The sequence below is a fragment of the Streptomyces sp. 2323.1 genome, assembly GCF_900221035.1.
Taxonomy (GTDB): Bacteria; Actinomycetota; Actinomycetes; order Streptomycetales; family Streptomycetaceae; genus Streptomyces; species Streptomyces sioyaensis.
In genome coordinates this window covers 7772483-7790984 of record NZ_LT907981.1, presented here as the reverse complement: position 1 = coordinate 7790984, position 18502 = coordinate 7772483, and the positions used below count along the sequence as shown (strand labels likewise).

Genomic DNA, 18502 nt, shown 5'->3' with positions numbered 1-18502 from the left:
CATCGTTCGGTTGCATCCGACGAAGCCGATGTCCGCGGCGGATTTCCGGGCAGCCCTGGACAAGCTGACCGTGACGGCCTTCGACCTGACCTTCGCCGAGCCCAGGAAGGGCGTACAGATCGGCTCGGCGAAGGGGCTTGCCGTCACGCCCGTCGATGTCACCAAGCACGACGTGAACGTGACCAACACGGGGATCATCCAGCACTACCAGGACATCGCCGGCGGCGGTCTGCCGCCCGTGACCACACGGTTCCAGGAGGCGGTCGCCACCGCGGTGATCGTGGTGACACCGCCGTCGGGCCATCCGGAGTACCCGACCGGCTCCTCGTACGACCTCCGGCTGGAGCTGACCCGCGACGGCGTCCCCGTCGGCGGCGGGGAGCTGGACTTCAACATCAAGGTCACCAGCGTGGGCACGCTGCCGGTGCTCCAGCCGGCGTACTTCGCGATGCCCGCGAGCGCCTACGCGGCGGTGCCGACGATGTCGCCCGGAGGGGACCAGATCGAGCTGCCCAGAGACGGCACCCCGCCGAACTTCGCCGACCTGGTCGCGAAGATCGACAAGGTGCTGGCGAAGGATCCCGGCACCGGTGGCTCCCTCCGGCAGCGTCCGCCGCTCAGCCCGGCGCAGAGCCGGTACGTGGCAGCCGAACTGACCTGGGACCGGCTGGTGTATCCGCCCCCGGACCTGCCGCGCCCGCTCGGCGAGATGTACACCAAGCCGCCCGTGGACCCCGGTCTCGACAAGCAGCAGGCGGAGAACGACCGGCAGCGGTTCGAGGCGGAACTGGCCGGCTATCACGCCACCGTCGACGCGAAGGCGTCACTGCTGGCCACCTTCGTCTTCGCCGCCTCGGCGGCCGTGCAGGGCGAACGGCTGGCCGCGGACGCCGCCCGGGCGAGGCTCACCTTCCCGATCCTGACCGGCGCGGAGACCGGGCACGCCGCGGTGACCTTCGTTCCCCAGGGTGGCTCGACCGCACTGGACCCGACGATCGCCGTTCCGGCGGCGTACCTGTACGCGCTCGGCGCGACACTGCCGATGACGGTCGATCCCGAACACCGCTACGACGCGGCCCGTTTCGGCGTCGAGACGCAGTCCCTGGCGCAACTGCGCATCGCGATCGAGAACGGCGTGGTCGCCGCGTCCGAACCGCTGCTCACCAGGCCCGCCGAACCGGCGATCGGCCCGCAGGCCGCGGCTCGCCGACTGCGCGCGCTGGGCTCGGTCACCACGTCGGAGCCGACCGTCGCGCTGGCACCGCCGGTCTCCACGGTGGTGCGGTCGTGGAGCACGCATTCCGGGGCCACGGAGGCCATCGACGCGGGGTTCTGGGCCCCGGCCGCGGCCGCGTCCCCCGGACCGTACCTGGAGCTGGTGCTGCGAGCAGTCACCGGAAACCACGATCCGCTGGTGGTCGCGGTGGGGCAGCCGCCGCTCTCGGTCGCCACGGTGGCCGGGCTGGTGGCGGTCACCGATGAGCAGTGGCGCACCCTCCTGCGGGACAATCCCGCGCTGCTGCCGCCGTTCACCGAGCCGGGCACGGTTTCGGAGCGGGCACAGGCCTTCGTCCGGCACCTGCGCAAGTTCTTCACCGTCCCCGTCCAGCCCCCGACCGCGGAGGGGCCCGCCGCCGGTGGCCTTCCGACGCTTGGTGTGTCCGCCTCGGACGTGTTCGCCCGCATGATCGCGGCATACGGCGACCACGGCGGTGGCGCCTTCGTCTTCGGAGCACCCCGGGACGAGGCCGCGTTCACGGCCGCGCTGGCCGACACCTTCGGCGCGGACATCACGGCGCAGCGGTGGCTGGAGCAGGCGGTCGCGGTGCTCGACGCGCTGCACGAACTGACCGCGTTCGCGGCCGGTGACGAACTGCGGTTCTCGCTGATGGAAGCGCTGTACTCGGTCGGCTTCACCAGCACGTCGCAGCCCGCCGCGCTGCCGGCGGCCGATTTCGCCGCGGCGCTCGCCGGCACCGTCGCGCACCCGTTCGCCGCACAGATCCAACAGGCCGCGGGGGGACCCGCCGATCCGGCCGGCCCGCCGGACGAGAGCTTCGCGCCGGTCAACCCGGACGGCACACTGACCGACTGTGTGCCGCCGGATCACCTCTCACCGTTCGGCCCGCCGCAGTACCTGCACGACCTGCTGAGGATCTCGTCCGCGTCGACCTGCGAGCACCCCACCACACCTGCCAACGTGGCGTCGGTCGGCGAACTGCTCCTCGACCGCCGTGGCCCGCTCGGCGATCTGCAGGTGACGGCCGCCAACCTCGGCACTTCCCTGCCGGTGATCGACCTGGTGAACGAGAGCCTGGAGAAGCTGGCCGGCGGCGGCGCGCAGGGCGCGATCCACGACACCGCTGCGGATCGGCTTGCCGGGCACGTTCTGGGGCAGCCGCACGATCCGGCGACCCTGTTCGCCGCGGTGCCGGAGCACTCCTCCCCGGCCACCGAGGCCCTGCCCCAGGCTCACCTCGACGCGTACGCCCTGCTGCGCAAGGATTTCACCGCACCCGCCCTGCCGTACCACCAGCCCCTGGACGTGAACAGGTCCTACCTGCGCTTCCTGAGCACCAGCCGGTACGCCGCGATGCGCCGGTTCCGCAAGGAGATCACGGAGCTGGTGCTGGACCCGGTGCACGAGCCCGCCGGGTTCCAGAGCCACCGGTGGCGCTACCCGGTCCGGCTGGAGATCGCCTGCGAGTACCTGGGCATCTCCGCCGAGGAGTACGACCTGCTCTACGCCCACGACATCGCTTTCCGGAAGGCGCGGGGCCGACTGACCCTGTACGAGGTGTACGGGTTCACCAAGGAGTCCGCCGACGGACCGTCCTGGACCGGCACCGTGTTGCGGGTGCCCGAGTTCCTGGACCGTACCGGCCTGGGCTACTGCGAGTTCCTCGACCTGTGGCACAGCGGCTTCGTCGCCTTCCAGCGCGCCGTGCCGGAGGGTGCGGCCCCGGACTTTCCCGACTGCGAGCCGTGCTGTCCCGACGATCTGCGGATCAGGTTCACCGATCCCGCCGACGAGCAGGACCCGCGCGCCGCGCTGCGCAAGCTGATCGTTTTCGTCCGGCTGTGGCGGCGGCTGGGCGAGGGCGCGGCGCCGGGGATCACCTTCGCGATGCTGCGTGATGTGTGCGAGGCGCTGAGGCTGTTCAGCGGTTCCACGATCAACGCGGACTTCTGCCGCCAGCTCGCGGCGCTGCTCATCCTGCACGCGGAGCTGGGTCTCTCGCTCGTGGACACCTATCGGGCCGACGCGGCGTCGCCGGCCGAGAGAGCGCCGCTGCTGGGGCTGTGGGCCACCGAGCCCCCGGCCGCCGGAGCCGTCGAGCTCGTGCTGGACCGGATCGGCGATCTGGCACGGGCCCACTACTCCTGCGGGGACCGGGAACCGCGCTTCGCCAAGGCGCTCGCCGGGAACCTGACGGTGTTGTCCCGGCTGGCCGGGTTCGACCCCGGCACCGCGAGCGATGCCTGGCACGCGCTGCCCACACACACGCTGCGGTTCGTGGAGGTCCTCGGCAAGATCTACGCCTCCGACTTCACCGTCGGCGAGATCACGTGGCTCTTCACCGTCGAAGAGCACCGCGATGGTGACGACCCGTTCGCTCTCCAGGACCGCAACGAGTCGGCCGACGATCCCCTGTCACTGCCCGAGCCGGCGGGATCGACCGGGTGCGACGAGGCGCAGACGCTGTGGGCGCTGCGGCGGTCCCTGCTGTCCGTGCGCGTTTCCGAGGAGGACGCCGAAGCCTGGACATGGCCCCGGATGACCGCGACCTTGCGGGACGAGTTCGGCTACGTCCCGGCTTCGAGCGGACCCGACGCCTGGCGGGTGCTCGGGGAACACTTCTTCCCGACCGTGCTGGAGCGGTGCGGCTGCCCGGTCGATGTGCTGGGGCGCCAGTACCGTACGCCGCTGGCAGCAGCGGACACCTCTCCCCTGATGTGGCTGCGACCGGAGGAAGGGCCGTTCGGCTACGACAGCGCCGCGCAGGAACTGTGGACCTCGCTGCCGGTTTCCGACACCGAGGTGATCGAGGAGCTGAGCCGCATGCGGCCGCTGCGGGAGGCCGAGCGGGTCGCCGTACGCAACCTGTACTTCGCGCCCCGGGCCGCGCTCGCCCCGTTCGCAGCTCTCTTCGACAATGCCGAGCTCGCCATCGACACCCTGGTCTCCGAACCCGACGAGCAAGCAAGATTCGCCTTCTTCCAGGGCCAGTTCGCCAGATTCCGGGCGCGCTGCACGGTGATCGTCGATCACCTGGCGGCACACGTGGCCGCGGTGACCGGATGCCCGCCCGACGCGGACGCGGCGGCCACGGTGCTGCGCAGTTTGTGGGCGGACGAGAATGTCGCGGCGACACCGTGGGAGGCCGATGACGGCAAGACCCCCGAGGTGACCTGGGCGCCACCGCCCAGCGGTGGCGCGTTCGCCGCGCTGCTGGGCCTCGTCGGCACCGGTCTGCTCGGCGAACTGCACGACGGGGCGGGAGAGTTGGTCTGGAGGGAGACCCGCGGCCCGGCCACCGCGTTCGGTCCTGTGCGCGACCGCTACAACGCTCCAGTGCCCACCGTGTTGCCGGCGATGGACCTGGCGCTGAGCCCGGCCCGGTCCCGCTTGGTCGGCGTGCGCAACGGCTTCGCCATCAGGGAGGGTGACGCCGAGCCGCTCGGTGGCGCGAGTCCCTTCACCGTGTGCTGGAGCGGTGTGCTTCTGGTGGACGAGGCCGGGGAGTACCACTTCCACGCCGGCGCGCCCACCGAGGGCGACCTCGCACCGGACTTCTCCCGCGCCCACGAGCACCGCTGGCGGGTCACCCTGGGACGCGGCCAGAAGACCTGGATCATGCTGGACCACCACTGGACCTCCGACGACGCGCCGGCGGCCGCGTCACGGGGCGTGCGGCTGCGCCGGGGCGCCTACCGGATCACGATCGAGTACGCCCAGTCCGATCCGACCTTCGAGCGGGCCGAGGAGGTCTGTCCGGAGCACACCGGATTCCAGCTGAAGTATCGCGGCCCCGACAGCGACGGCGTGCTGACGGAGATCGGCTTCGACCGGCTGTTCCGGGACGCCAAGAACGGCACCCTGGGCGACGGCCTCGTGGGGTCCGCGGGCCGGTACGCCTCGGGCGAGGCCGCCGCGCAGTACCTGGAACGGCGCTACGGCGCCACCCTGCGCGACATTCGCCGCACCTACCAGCGGGCGGTGAAGGCGGCGCTGCTCGCCCGCCGGTTCGCGCTCTCGGCGACGATCGTGCCCGGTTACCGGCAGTCCGAACTGGGCCACCTGATCACGCATCCGCAATCCTTCGCCGGCACGTCCTACCCCAGGACCGGACCTTCGGCGTTCGGGGTGCACCACGCCTGGTTCGACTTCGACCTCCTGCCGGTGTCCGACCCGTACCCGCCGCAACCGGTGGGGGATCAGCGCACTGCACCGAGCCCACGCCGTCAGGCGGCACTCTTCGACTGGTGGGAACGGCTCTTCGACTACTGCCTGCTGCGGGCGGAGACCGAGTCCGCCCGGGAGCGACCGGCCTGGCTGCTCTTCGCCGACGTTCTCGAACAACAGCCCGACGACCCGGCGCAGCTGCTGCGACATCTGGGCGTCGATCTGGCGCACTCGCCCCTTCTGCACACCTACTTCGCGACGCCCCCGTATTCGCTCGACGCCGACGATCTCACCGATGAGCGGTGGGCGCTGCGGGTCTGGCAGGGTGAGAAATGGCTGACCCGGCTGCGCAGCCACTTCGCGTGCCGCTGGATCGGCGATGCCGTGCCGTGGAAGTGGGTCGCCGACGACCCCGGGGCGCAACCCGACTCGGGCAACACGAACCTCACCCGGTTTGTACGGGACGGCTGTTTCGAGAACGGCGAGCCGCTGCGCTACGAGGACCTGCGCGGGCTCAACGACGGCCTGCGGGAGCGCGCGAGGACGGCCCTGCTCGCGTACCTGTGCGGGATGGGCCGGGTACCGCTGCCGTGGGCGCCGGGCACCTTCGCGACCGCGCCGAAGGATCTCTCGGACCTCCTGGTCCAAGATGTCGAGGCGGGCATCTGCCAGCGGATGACCCGGATCGAGGAGGCCATCCGGAGCGTGCAGGCATTCGTCCAGCGGGCCCGGCTCGGGCTCGAACCCACACTGAGGCCGGGGCCGGAGTTCGTCCGGCTGTGGGAGCGGCGGCTCGCCACCTACCGGGTGTGGGAGGCATGCCGGCGCCGCGAGGTCTACGGGGAGAACTGGATCGAGTGGGAGGAGCTGAGCAGCGCCCGGGAGTCGGAGGCGTTCGCGTTCCTGGAGTCCGAGCTGCGCCGGTCGACGCTGACCGTGCCGGTACCCGGTGGACTGGAATGGTGGCCGGGGCAGCGGCCGCCGGAGCACCCGTCGCTGACCCTGCTCCAGGCCCGCGAACCGTCCGGAATCCAGCTGCGGCAACCGGCCCCGGAGGGTCTGGGGTTGCTGGGCACGCCCGAGCGGGCCGCCCGTAACTCCTGGCTCGCGCCGGTGCTCGGCCTCACCCCCGCCCGCCGGGACCCGGGGAACGACCGCCCCCGGCTTGAGCGCGACCCGCGCGATCACCAGCAGGGGACCGAGGACGACCCCACCGGACTTCCGCTGTGGCTGACCGCCGCGGTCCGCCTGGGCACCCGGTTCGTCCGGGTCGCCGCCGCCGGGCTCCCGCCCGCCGGGACGGAATTCGAAGCCTGGCACGAGGACACCGGCTGCTGCGCCCAGTGCGGCGAGGAACGGCACCACGTCGACGAGTACTACTTCTGGCTCGCCGATTCCGCGTGCTACTCGGCACGGGACCAGCACGCGGACGTCGGTGCTCAGCCGGACCGAACGCACCGCGACACCTCCGACTGGCACCGGCCGGAGAAGCTGCCCGCCCTGCTGGACTGGGACGCGCAACCCGTGGTGCATCTGTGTTGGAGCCGGGTGCGGCACGGCGAGTTCGACCCGCCGCGCCGGTCCGGCCAGGGCATCGCGGTCACCGGAGACACGGCCACCCTGAAGTTCTCCGGACGCACGGCGGATTCTCTGCGCTTCGAGGTGGTGGGCGCGGTCACGCCGGTGATCGGCCACGCCGACCCGACGCCACCGGGGTTCCGCTACGACCTGGCCCAGGACCACGCCGTACCGCTTCCGTTGGTCGAGCCGCCGGACCCGGCGCCGAGCTACCTCGGCGGGCTGGCCGCCTACCCCTACTTCGTCTACGTCGCCCCGGGGGCTCCCCTGCTGCCGCCCTCGCCGTTCAGCGTGGCGATGACCGTGGCGGGCGCGCTGCGCACCCACTGCCAGTACGAGTCCGCGCTGAAGTGGTACGAGCTGGCGTACCAGCCTCAGGCCCGCGACAACACCTGGGCCGCGTGCGCCACGGACAATCAGCGACGCCGACGACGGCAGGACGTTCCGTGCTGCCCGAGTTCGCCCGTCCGCGAGGACCGGGCCAGGAACCGGGCGGTGCTGCTGGCCCACCTGGAGACCATGGTGCAGTGGGCCGATTCCCACGCCTGCCGCAACACCGTGGAGGGCGCGCAGCAAGCGGGTGTCCTCCTCGCCGCCGTCCAGCGGATCTTGGGCGATCGCCCCACCGGGGTGCGGGCCGGGGAGCACGTCGGCGAGTCCATGACGGTGAGCGGCCTCGTCACCCGTCCTGCGCCGCTGAACCCGCGGCTGATCGCCCTGTACGACGACACCGCGGACCGTATCGCCCTGAATCACCACTGTCTCAACCGCTACCGGCTTCCCCAGCGTGGTGCCTTCGGTGAGACCGGGTTGCGGGAAGGGTGGCAGGAGACCGTCGAGCCGTGCGCCGGTGACTGCGCGGAGGACTGCAAGTGCGGCGGCAGCCCGTACCGGTTCACCTTCCTGGTGGCCAAGGCCAACGAACTCTGCGCGGAGGTACGCCAACTGGGCGCGGCGCTGCTCGCGGCCTACGAGAAGGGCGATGGCGAAGCCCTGGCCGCGCTGCGCAACAACCACGAGCGGCAACTGCTGGAACTGGCCCTGGACATCAGGAAGAACCAGTGGCGGGAGGCCGACTGGCAGGTGCAGGCGCTGGACAAGACCAAGGAGGGCGCGCTCGCCCGGCTGCGGTACTACCAGGAGCTGATCGCCGGTGGGCTCAACACCGGCGAGACCGGCTACGAGGCGCTGACCGGCGTGTCGATCGCGTCCCGGATCGCCGGCAACGTGCTGGAGGGCGTCGCGCAGGGAATCGGGATCAGCCCGGACATGTGGATCGGCATCGCGGGCATCATGGGCACCCCGCTGGAGTTCAACCAGCTTCCGGTCGGCAACAAACTCGCGTCCGGCTTCTCCACCGCGGCGCGGATCATGATGGCGATCGCCGACAATGCCAACACCGGCGCGGGTCTGAGCCTCACCGAGGGCGGCTGGGGTCGCAGAGAACGGGAATGGCACCATCAGGTCGAGGTCATCGGCATCGAGATCGAGCAGATCGAACGGCAGATCCTGGCCGCCCACCGGCGACGTGACGTTGCGCTGCGCGAGCTGAACAACCACCAGCAGCAGATCGACAACAGCGCCGAGGTCTCCGACTTCCTGCGGGACAAGTTCACCGGTACGCAGCTGTACCTGCATCTGCAGCGCGAGACCGCCGCGCTCTATCGCGGCCTGTACGAGGTGGCGATGCACACTGGCCGCCGGGCCCAACGCGCCTTCAACTACGAACGCGGCCACACCGCCCGTGCCTTCCTGCCCGAGGCCGGATGGGACGGTCTGCATGAGGGGCTACTGGCGGGCGAACGACTGCAGTTGGCGCTGCGGCAGATGGAAGGGGCCTACCTGGACGCCAACTGCCGCGAGTACGAGCTGACCAGGCACATCTCGATGCGCCAGGATTTCCCGCTCGCCTTCCTGCATCTGCAACACGCCGGCTGGGCCGAGATCGACATCCCCGAGTGGCTCTTCGACCTCGATCACCCCGGGCACTACCTGCGCCGCATCAAGAGCGTGACGTTGACGATCCCCTGCGTGGTGGGTCCCTACACCGGCGTGCACGCCCGGTTGACCCTGCTCGGCAGCAGCACCCGCGTCGATCCCGCGCTCGCCGAACCACCGGCCGGATGCTGCTCGGGCCCCGAGTTCGACGGCTATCAGGCCGGCAGCGACGACCGGCGCGTGGTCCGCGCCTACGGCGCGACCGAGGCGATCGCCACCTCCAGCGGCCAGAACGACGCAGGCCTCTTCGAGCTGCGCTTCGCCGACGAGCGCTATCTGCCCTTCGAGTTCGCCGGAGCCGTGAGCCGCTGGCGGATCGAGCTACCGCAGGAGAACAACCGGTTCGACTTCGACACGCTCGGGGATGTCGTCCTGCACCTCAACTACACGGCCAGGGAAGGCGGCGACGTACTGCGCGGGGCCGCCGGCGCCGCCGCACGGCGACACCTGCCGGGCGCGGGCCTGCAGTTGTTCGACGTGCGGCACGACTTCCCCGACGACTGGCACCGCCTGACCACCGCCACGGGCCCGGGGCGCTTGCCGCTGCGCTTGACACGCGCGCACTTCCCGTACCTGCCCGGTGATCAGGACCTGCGGGTCAACCGGCTCGGATTGTTCGTCGAGACCGCGGGCTGCGATGGCATCGGCCACGTCACGGTGCGGTTCAGGACTGAGCACGAGGCGCCCCACGGCCCCGACGAGAACTGCGGGTGCGTCGGGCACGACATCATCTGTGTGGCCAGTGCCGAATACCCGGGTCTGTTCCACGGGGAGCTGAGCCTGCCGTTGGCGCCGCTGCGTCGCGCCCGGGACCGCGAGCTGGGTGGCTTCACGATCCCCACCGATGTCGGCCCGGTCACCCGGATGTACATCCTGTGCGGCTACGAACTGGTCCCGTGACCTGCTCCGTGGGGTTTCGGGTGGGAGCGCCGACGCTGACGACGCTCCTCCCTCCCCAGCTGGCTGCCGCCGCATCGTCGCGACCTCGTCCCGCTCCCACACCGGAGCGACGCTCAGCCCCGAGACTGCCACCGCAGCCGCTACCCGCCCCGGCGGACCAGGACCGCACAAGCTCGGCGCCCGCGCCGAACTCGCGGCCGGGATCCACCCGAGGCGGGCAAGGTTGTCGGCGGCCAGGACGGCAGCGTGCAGCGGATGTCCCGGCTGATCAGCCCTCTTCGGTCGTGGCGATCCGGCCGGCGTACCGCTGCGTCCAGGTGGTGTCGGTGTCGACGGTGAGGACCACGTCGTAGTAGCCCTGCTGGGTCGGCCACCTGACGACGTTCGTCTTGCCGCCGGCCACCGTGACGTTCGTGGTGCTGCCGAGGTAGTCGTGGGCGGTGAGTGTGTAGCGCACCGGCTTGGTGCCGTCGTTGTGCAGCATGAGCTTCACCTGAGCCGCCTGATGGGTCTCCTCGCTCTTCAGCAGGGCGACCCCCACGCGCGGGAGGCCACCGTCCGTCTTTCCCGCGGGCGCGACCTGGCCGGCGAACGAGCGCACAAAGCCGTCGTTGGAGTAGATCGAGAACGCGTACTTGTGGTCGGTGACCTTGGTGTCCCAGGTGTACTTGCGCGGCTTGCTCGCGGTGACGGTGAACGGCGTGTTGGAGAACGGCTGGTACTTGTCGGGGAAGACCTGGAAGCACACGGCCTTGTCCTTCGCGCCGCCGGCCAGGGTCATCGTGGCGGTGACCGTCCCTGCCGCGCGGTCTTCCGAGATCGTCGCGTGCGGATGGAAGCTCAGCGGGCGCGGCTTCATGTGGTCGGCGGCGATCGACACCGGCTGCTCGGCGAGCGGGTCCGGGAAGGTGGCGGGCCCCGGTTGCGGGTGGGCGAAGTCGATCGCGCTGGTCAGGTCGCCCGCGATCGAGCGCCGCCAGTCGCTGATGTTGGGGCAGCGGAACGGCTTGCCGAGGTGGGCCGCCCAGTTCTCCAGGAACTTGATCGTCGAGGTGTGGTCGAAGACCTCCGAGGCGACGTACCCGCCGCGGGTCCACGGTGAGACCAGCAGCATCGGCACCCGCGCACCAAAGCCGAGCGGATAGTCGTCGGCGTACTCCCGCGCCGTGCCCGGCTCCGGCCACGGCGGCAGCACGTGGTCGAACTTCCCGTCGTTCTCGTCGTAGTTGAGGATGAAGAGGGTGTGGTTCCAGATATCGGGGTTGCTCTGGAGGATGTCGAGCACCTTCTTGACGTAGCGCTCGCCGTGCAGGCTGTCCGCGTCCGGGTGCTCGGACCAGCCGTACGGCGCCACGATCCAGGAAACCGCCGGCAGCGGGTGTTCCGCGCCCGGCCGGCAGGCGTCATGGAGGTCTTTGAGGACCGCGTCGAGGTTCTTGTCGGAGTCGTCGTTCGGCGAGGTCGTGCCGGAGTAGTACGTGGCGTTGCCGCGCCAGATCAGCCCTGTGCCGGGCTTCAGCTTCGGGTCGTCGGCGCTCAGCCCCTCCGGGTCGAACCCCTTGAAGTACTTCAGCTCGTTGTCGCCGTAGTCGCCGACCCAGCTGCTGACGTAGCCCTGTCGCCCGTTGCCGCTGTTGTCGGAGTAGAGCCGCCAGTCGATGCCTGCCTGCTGGAGCTGCTCGGCCACCGTGATCCAGGGACGGGAGTAGTTGGACTCATCGGTATTGCCCGTCTCGCTGTTGGCGGTTCCGCTCCACAGGTACTTCCGGTTGGGGTCGGTCGGCCCGAACTCGGAGCAGAAGTTCTGGTCGGCGATGGTGTACTGGGCGGCGACCGAGTGGTAGAAGCCCATGTAGGCGTCGCTGTGGTGGTTCATGCAGCTTGCGCCGCTGTGCTGCACCCACAGGTCCCACTTGCGGTGGTCGACGTCGCCCCAGGCTCCGTGGTCGTTGCCCCAGGTGCCGTCGTCGACCTGCGGGGTGACGATGTTGCCCTTGCCGTCCTTCTGCTGGAAGACGTTGGTGCCGTCCTGGAACCGCAGCGCCTGCTTGTCGTGGAAGCCGCGTATGCCGGGGAACGTGCCGAAGTAGTGGTCGAGGGACCGGTTCTCCTGCATCAGGATCACGACATGCTTCAGGTCGGACATGTCGCCCTTGAAGCCCTTTGGCAAGATGTACCCGGGCTTCGGAGCGGCGTACGCGCCGCCCGCCCCGGCGGTCGCGCCCAGCACCAGCGTCCCGGCGGCGGCTCCCGCGCCCTGGAGGAACCGACGGCGGGTGGCGCCGGTCGTCGTCTCGTGTCTGTCGCCGAACTCGGACTCGGGCGTCGGGGTGGTCGGATCGGGGGCCATGGATGCTCCTCACGAGGGAACAGATAGTTGGGCATGGGTACTGGGGCCGTTCACGTAAGCCAGCCGACGCCAACCCCGTGTGAACACTGGCTGAGCGACGACTGGCAACAAGCGGACGGTTGCGGGCAGCAGAGCCGGCTGGAGCCCGTGGCCCGCCCCGCCGGAGTCGCACCGGCACAGCAGTGCGTCGGCGGCGCTGCACGCCCCGGTCCGGGCCAGGCCGCTGAGGACCGGGGAAGTGAGGTCGTCGACCGCTTCCCCTAGGGCGCGTCGTTCGGATCATGGTGTCCCGGCCCTCCGGACGGCAGCGTCTACGCGAGCGGCAGGGCGCTCTCCTCCTGCTCGTCGGACGCTCGCGCGAATCCGTCTGTCAGCCTTCCCGGATGAAGCCCTCCCGCACCAGCCAGTCCTTCGCCACCTCGTGCGGGTCCTCCCCGTCCACGTCCACCCGCGCGTTCAGCCGCTGGGCCTCCGCCCCCGTAAGCCGCTTGGTGATCGGGGTGAGGAGGTCGGCGATGGCGGGGTACTTCCTCATTGTGGCGCTGTTCATCTCGGGTGCCGCGTTGTAGTTGGGGAAGAAGTGCCGGTCGTCCTCCAGCACCTTCAGCTTGAGTTCGGGAATGCGGCCGTCGGTGGTGGCCGCCACGCCGAGGGCGCAGGCCGCGCCCTCGGCGACCTGGGTGTAGACGACGCCGTCGTCCATCTTTTTGAAGTTCCCGCGCCGGAGGGCGAATCCGTACGTCTTCGCCACGCCCGGCAGGCCGTCCTCGCGCACCGAGAACTCACTTCCGCCGCAGATCGTCGCCGCGCCCGGGTCTTTCTTCGTCAGACGTGCCACGTCGGAGAGTGTGCGCAGCCGGTACTTCTGCGCATTCGCCTGGTTCGCGACCAGCGCGTAGGTGTTGTTGAGCGGGGCGGCATGCAGCCAGGTGATGCCGTTGCGGCGGTCCTCCTCGCGTACGGCCGCCCACTGCTCGTACGGGTCGACGAGGCGCTTGGTGTGACCGAGGTAGGTGATCCAGGCCGTGCCGGTGTACTCGTACATCCCGTCCGCCGCACCGGACTTGACCGCCTCGCGGGCACCGATCGAGCCCTGGATGTTCGTCCGGTCCAGGACTTCCGCGCCGGCCGCTTTGAAGACCAGCCCCATGATCTGGCCCAGGATGATCTGCTCGGTGAACTCCTTTGAGGTCACGGTCAGTTGGACGCCATCCAGCGGCCGCCCCTTCCCGATGGAGCCGGGCTGCACCGAGTCGGCCAGCGGGCTGCCGCTGGTCAGTCCGCAGCCGCTCAGCCCTGCGGCGGCGAGCAGCAGGGCGCCCGCGACGGCCGCCCGCACCTGGGCCAGGCGCATCAGTCCACCTCCAGGCCGCGTGGGCGTAGCAGCAGCCCGACGAGCGTCCCCAGCCAGTCCATGATCAGCACCATGGCGACCGTCAGTACGAAGCCGAGCACCAGCACCGACATGCGCTGATTGGTGGTGCCGGAGGAGCCCAGGTCCCCGAGTCCTCCTCCTACGCCGAAGGTGGCTGACGGTCATGTGCGGGAAGAGACCCGTGGCCTGGATTGCGTAGCCGATGGTGCGGCGGTGCGCCACGGGGTTGATGCCGGTGACGTCCTCGCCGCCGAGGGTGATCTGCCCCGAGGCCGGCTCGATCAGCCGGTTGATCATCTTAAGGGTGGTGCCCTTGCCGCAGCCCGAGGGCCCCACAAGGATCACGGTTTCGCCGGCTGCTTCGTCCCGGGTCACATCCTCCACGGCCGGGGCTCGGCTGTCCGGAGAGCGCTTGGTGAGGTTGTCCAGCCGGATACTCGCGCTGGCGGCGGCCGGCCGGCCGGGCCCGGCGGATCGGGCGGATCCGCCGGGGCCCGCGGCGCCGGACGTCGGGGAGGTCGGTTCGACGGTTTCGGCAGAGTCAGCCACGGATCCCCCGTGAGATGGTGAGCCGTCCGATCAGCACGTACCCGGCGTCGAACGGCAGGACTGGGACGACGATTCCGAGCGTCCCCGACAGTACTTCGTTGAGCGTGACTCCCAGAAGGTCACTTCTCGGTCCCTCCCTCAAGCCGGTCCTCCAGCGGTCAGACGTCCATACGGCGCCTGCCGCGACGCCCGGCGCACCAGTGGAATGATCCGGAGCGACACCGGATTCTCCAACGTGATCGCCGTCGAGGCCCGCACGATGTCATCGAATCCCACCATCCGGTCGATCACGCGCTGCAAGTCGGCATTCGAGCGTGCCACCAAACGGCACAGCATGTCACCACCGCGCCAGCGGCGAGGAGTACTTGGGCCGCGCCCGACGGGAGCCGCATCACCGGTTCAGCCAACTCGCACTGCTCGCCAACCGCTGACCCACCCGGGCATCCGACATGACTCCCCCGGTGGTGAGGGGACGGTACCGGGTCGGAGGGATTCCCGGTGTCCGTGACAGGCCGTTTGACACGGATGACGGCGTCGCCGGCACGCGGGGACGTACGAAACGGCTGAACGGGAACGTAGGCGTGTCCCGTCGAGTTCTTCACTCCTCCAGATTAGCGTGCGCGGCGCACGCTTTTCCTGTACGGTAATAAGCGTGCTCGACGCACGCATCTCCGACCGATGCACGGCGGGTCACTCCCGCACCCAACCGAAGGAATCCCCATGAACCGCACCGACGCCCACGCCGCCCTCACCGACCTGCTCCTCACCCCGGGCCTCGACCTCGACGAGGCCGCCGACCGGCACTTCGCCCCCGACTACCGCCAGCGCACCGACGGAAGCTGGGCGAACCGCATCGAGTTCCTCGACCACATCGCCCACCTGCGCACGGTCGTCGCCGGCGGCTCGGTCGAGGTGCACGACGAACTCGTCTCCGGCGACCGGTACGCCGACCGCCACACGATGGAGGTCATCAAGAACGACGGCTCCACCGTCCGCATGGAGGTTTACCTCTTCGCCGAGTTCGCCCCCGACGGCCGCTTCCGCCGTATCGAGGAGACCACCCTCATGCTCGAAGGCGCCGACGCCGACCGGAACCTCGGCAGCGCCCGCTGAGCCAGATTGCCCACCTGACGCCACGAGGCCGCCCCTGTCCCGGCGCATCGGCGGGGGCCGCCGTCGTGGCGCATCGTCCCAAGAGTGAGAGGAAGTGGTTGTCATGCTCGACGTGCTCATCGCCGGGGCCGGCCCTGTGGGGCTCTGGCTCGCCGCGGAATTGCGCCTGCACGGAGTGGAGGTGACCGTCGTGGAACGCCGGGCGAACCCGGACGGACGGTCGCGCGCGGTCGGCATGCAGGCCGGCACGCTGGACACCTTCGCCACCCGCGGCCTCGCGGAGCGGTTCATCGAACGCGGAACCCCGGTGCCGACCGGCCACTTCGGCGCGGCGACCACCCGGCTGGACTTCTCCACAGTCGGGGCGGTGCACCCGTTCATGCTCGCGCTCGGTCAGTCCGTCACCGAACAGCTCCTGGAGGAGCACGCGGTCGCCGTGGGCGCCCGGGTGCTGCGCGGGGAGGAGGTCGTCTCGCTCACCCAGGGGCCGGACGCCGTCGAAGTGGTGATCCGGGCCGGCGGCACCCATCGGACCGTGCAGGCCCGCTGGGTGGTGGGCTGCGACGGCACCCGCAGCGCGGTGCGCCGGGCGGCCGGCATCGAATTCCCCGGTCAGGACACCACCCTGACCGGGTGGCTCGCCGACGTCGAACTCGACGATCCGCCCACCGCGCCGCTCGCCGCCACCGGGCCGGCCGGTTCGTTCCTGGCGGCCCCGATAGACGACGGCGTCCACCGACTGGCGGGCCTCTCGACGGCCACCATGCACCACGGCACCGGCGAACCGCTGACCCTGGAGGAGGTACGCGAGCAGACCCGCACGCTGCTGGGACGGGACCTGGGCATCCGCAACCCCCGGTGGCTCTCGCGCTACGGCAACGCCACCCGCCAGGCCGCGCGGTACCGAGCCGGGCGGGCGCTGGTGGCCGGGGACGCGGCGCACATGTTCTTCCCGGCCGGTGGGCAGGGCATGAACCTCGGCATCCAGGACGCCACCAACCTGGGCTGGAAGCTGGCCGCCACCCTCCAGGGCCGGGCGCCCGACGGACTGCTCGACAGCTACGACGCGGAGCGCCGGCCGGCCGCCCGCGCCGTCATCGACAACACCCGCGCGCAGCTCGCCCTGTTCGCGGCGGCGAGCCCGGAGCAGATCGCGCTGCGCGAGGTCTGGTCCGCCGCGCTCGCCGAACCGCAGACCAACCGCCAGTGGGCCCGCCGGATCGCCGGCTTCGACGACCCGCTCCCCGCCGACACCAAACCCGGCGCGCACCCGCTGAACGGCACCCGACTGGCCGGCCTCGCCCTGGACACAGCCGGCGTACCCACCGCCCACCCGTTGATGCACCACGGCCGACCACTACTGCTGGACCTCGGCGGGACGCGGACACCGTGCCCCACAGACGGCCTGGAGCAGCAGGCAGGAACCATCAACGCCGAGGCAGCGCATCCGATCTGGCGGGACGTCACCGCCGTCCTCATCCGGCCGGACGCCCGGATCGCCTGGGCCAGCACCGACACCGACCCGCAGCGCCGGGGCGCGGACTGCCTCACCACCCTGCGCACCTTGTGCCGCTGAACGCCGCTCGATGAGCCCACCCACCGGCCCCGCTCGGCGGCCCTCTCTCACGGATAAGGCCGGATCATCGCGCGGCGCCCCCCAGCCTCCAGACGGGGGGACCCCCATCCATGTGTGCATCGCAAGGCGGGGAACCTCCGGGCGCCGGGCCGGACAGCCCATGGACCCCGCGACGTTCGACAGGCGCCTTTCGAACGGGCCAAGGGGCTCGATGGCAGCTGCGCGGTTCCCCCTTGGGAGCTGCGGACCGAGGTCACCCGCGGAGCCGGCAGCGAAGCCGCTGCCCTGGTCATGCAATTTGCGGCACCACGGCGGCAGGATCGCCGAGGAGAACCGCTGGCGCCCGCCTGTCGTCTCGTCGATGCGCTTGTCGTTCACCCGCGGGGCCTTCACCTCGACCGGCCCGGCCGCGGTCGTGACCTTCCGAGGCTGGTGATAGCCGTTGCGGACCACCAGGCGCCGCCCGCTCCCGGTGAGGTCGTGGATGCCGTCGGTGGTTGGGCTCCTCGAACAGCGTGAGCTGGGTGCTCACCGTCGCGTGGACGAACTGCGAGAGGAGGCCAACCGCATGCAGGTCGAGTCGGCCGTGGCCGAGCAGAGCGGAATCACAGCGTGGATCTTCCTTGGCGGGTGCGGCTTTATGACGCCGCACGAAGCTGTGCGGCCTCGTGGCACAGCGCCTCCACGGTGGCCGTCACCTCGGGAGAGCGGTCGCGGACCGTGACGGCGACGCTGGCTCGGCCAAGCCAGGCGGGGTCGTCGACTTGGATGATGCGGACTCCGGTGGGGACCGCGGCCGCGGCTACTTCGGGGAGTACGGCGATGCCGAGACCGGTGGCGACAAGGCCGAGGCGAGTGGGCCATTTTTTGGCGGCGTCGGCGATCCGCGGGTGGTCGAGGGTCGGCCAGGCGCCGAACTGGGGGTCGTCACGGAGGCCCTTGCCGACGATCCAGGGTTCGTCCCTCAGCTCGGTCACCGGGATGGTTCCGCGGCCGGCGAACCGGTGGTTGGCAGGGACGGCGAGCAGAAGGCCGCCGTCGAGGAGCAGGTCTCGGCGCAGGCCCTCGAAATCGTAGGCGGGCAGGTCCGGTCCCACGCCGATCACTGCGACGTCGATGCGGTGAGCGCGGAGTTGGCGAAGCTGCGTGGGCGAGGACGTCTCGCCGAACTCGACAATCAAACCCGGGTGGTCGTTTCCAAGGCGGGCCAATGTCCTGGGGACGAGCACGGCGGCGGCCGAGGGGAACGCCGCGATGGCGACTCGTCCGGTGACGTGGTCCTGCAGTCCGGCGAGGTGGTTGCGTCCGCCAGATCAGCGACCTCGCACGCGGCTACGAACCCCACCTGAAGGTGCAGGGTGTTGAGCAGTTCCTCAGCATCGTCCGGGCAGCGGCATGACACCACCAGGAGGCTCCTCATGAACGACGAGCTGGGACTCGCACCCACGCCCGGACCGCTGACCGCCGGGCTGCCCACGGCCCGCGCGGCAACGCCCGCAGATGCGGCAGGCATCATCCGGCTACGCGCCGAGTACGTTCTGTCCGAGCCGATGGGCGAGGAGTGGATCCGACGGTGCACCGCCGAGCTGGCTCCGCGGCTAGCCCCGGGTGGTGATGCACGGGCCTTCGTCATCGACGCCCCGGACGGCTCGATGG

General features: G+C 70.6%; 6 protein-coding genes and 5 pseudogenes. 3 read left to right on the top strand and 8 right to left on the bottom strand.

Annotation, left to right across the window (positions count from 1 at the left end):
• Positions 1–10 precede the first annotated feature (10 nt).
• On the top strand, positions 11–9883 hold the full coding sequence (locus tag CPH93_RS33295) for a neuraminidase-like domain-containing protein (protein ID WP_231977048.1): 9873 nt from the start codon (positions 11–13) through the stop codon (positions 9881–9883).
• 268 nt (positions 9884–10151) lie between these two features.
• On the opposite strand, the gene CPH93_RS33290 is transcribed toward CPH93_RS33295, so the two are convergent.
• The 6 genes and pseudogenes from CPH93_RS33290 to CPH93_RS33265 form a co-directional block, all read right to left on the bottom strand.
• The gene (locus tag CPH93_RS33290; RefSeq protein ID WP_096214983.1) at positions 10152–12233 is read right to left on the bottom strand and encodes an alkaline phosphatase family protein; all 2082 of its coding nucleotides are present in this window, start codon (positions 12231–12233) and stop codon (positions 10152–10154) included.
• A gap of 370 nt (positions 12234–12603) precedes the next feature.
• A complete protein-coding gene (locus CPH93_RS33285) occupies positions 12604–13587 on the bottom strand; it encodes a glycine betaine ABC transporter substrate-binding protein (protein WP_096215688.1) in 984 nt (327 codons plus the stop codon).
• Positions 13587–13763: pseudogene (locus tag CPH93_RS33280) on the bottom strand (ABC transporter permease); the annotation flags it as partial. The pseudogene CPH93_RS33280 and the gene CPH93_RS33285, both read right to left, overlap by 1 nt.
• Positions 13764–13815: 52 nt before the next feature.
• Positions 13816–13944 (bottom strand): annotated as a pseudogene (locus CPH93_RS37365) (ATP-binding cassette domain-containing protein); the annotation flags it as partial.
• 205 nt (positions 13945–14149) lie between these two features.
• Positions 14150–14260 (bottom strand): annotated as a pseudogene (locus tag CPH93_RS33270) (ABC transporter permease); the annotation flags it as partial.
• Between the two features lie 35 nt (positions 14261–14295).
• A pseudogene (locus CPH93_RS33265) lies at positions 14296–14499 on the bottom strand (Lrp/AsnC family transcriptional regulator); the annotation flags it as partial.
• Positions 14500–14877: 378 nt separating this feature from the next.
• On the opposite strand from CPH93_RS33265, the gene CPH93_RS33260 reads away from it, so the two are divergent.
• Positions 14878–15270 carry a nuclear transport factor 2 family protein gene (locus tag CPH93_RS33260; RefSeq protein WP_093648419.1) on the top strand — a complete coding sequence of 131 codons (393 nt, stop codon included), beginning with the start codon at positions 14878–14880 and terminating at the stop codon, positions 15268–15270.
• Positions 15271–15373: 103 nt separating this feature from the next.
• Complete coding sequence (locus CPH93_RS33255) at positions 15374–16846, top strand: FAD-dependent monooxygenase (protein ID WP_096214982.1); 1473 nt, start codon at positions 15374–15376, stop codon at positions 16844–16846.
• A 297-nt stretch (positions 16847–17143) separates the two neighbouring features.
• Here the strand turns inward: CPH93_RS33255 and CPH93_RS33250 are convergent.
• Both CPH93_RS33250 and CPH93_RS33240 read right to left on the bottom strand, forming a co-directional pair.
• Positions 17144–17314 (bottom strand): annotated as a pseudogene (locus CPH93_RS33250) (IS256 family transposase); the annotation flags it as partial.
• 170 nt (positions 17315–17484) lie between these two features.
• The gene (locus tag CPH93_RS33240; protein WP_269460168.1) at positions 17485–18132 is read right to left on the bottom strand and encodes a LysR substrate-binding domain-containing protein; all 648 of its coding nucleotides are present in this window, start codon (positions 18130–18132) and stop codon (positions 17485–17487) included.
• Positions 18133–18502: the final 370 nt, after the last annotated feature.

What these genes read in the sequence shown, in the direction of transcription:
- CPH93_RS33290 (WP_096214983.1), bottom strand. Translation starts at nt 12,233, where the DNA reads ATGGCCCCCGATCCGACCACCCCGACGCCCGAGTCCGAGTTCGGCGAC.
- CPH93_RS33285 (WP_096215688.1), bottom strand. Translation starts at nt 13,587, where the DNA reads ATGCGCCTGGCCCAGGTGCGGGCGGCCGTCGCGGGCGCCCTGCTGCTC.
- CPH93_RS33260 (WP_093648419.1), top strand. Translation starts at nt 14,878, where the DNA reads ATGAACCGCACCGACGCCCACGCCGCCCTCACCGACCTGCTCCTCACC.
- CPH93_RS33255 (WP_096214982.1), top strand. Translation starts at nt 15,374, where the DNA reads ATGCTCGACGTGCTCATCGCCGGGGCCGGCCCTGTGGGGCTCTGGCTC.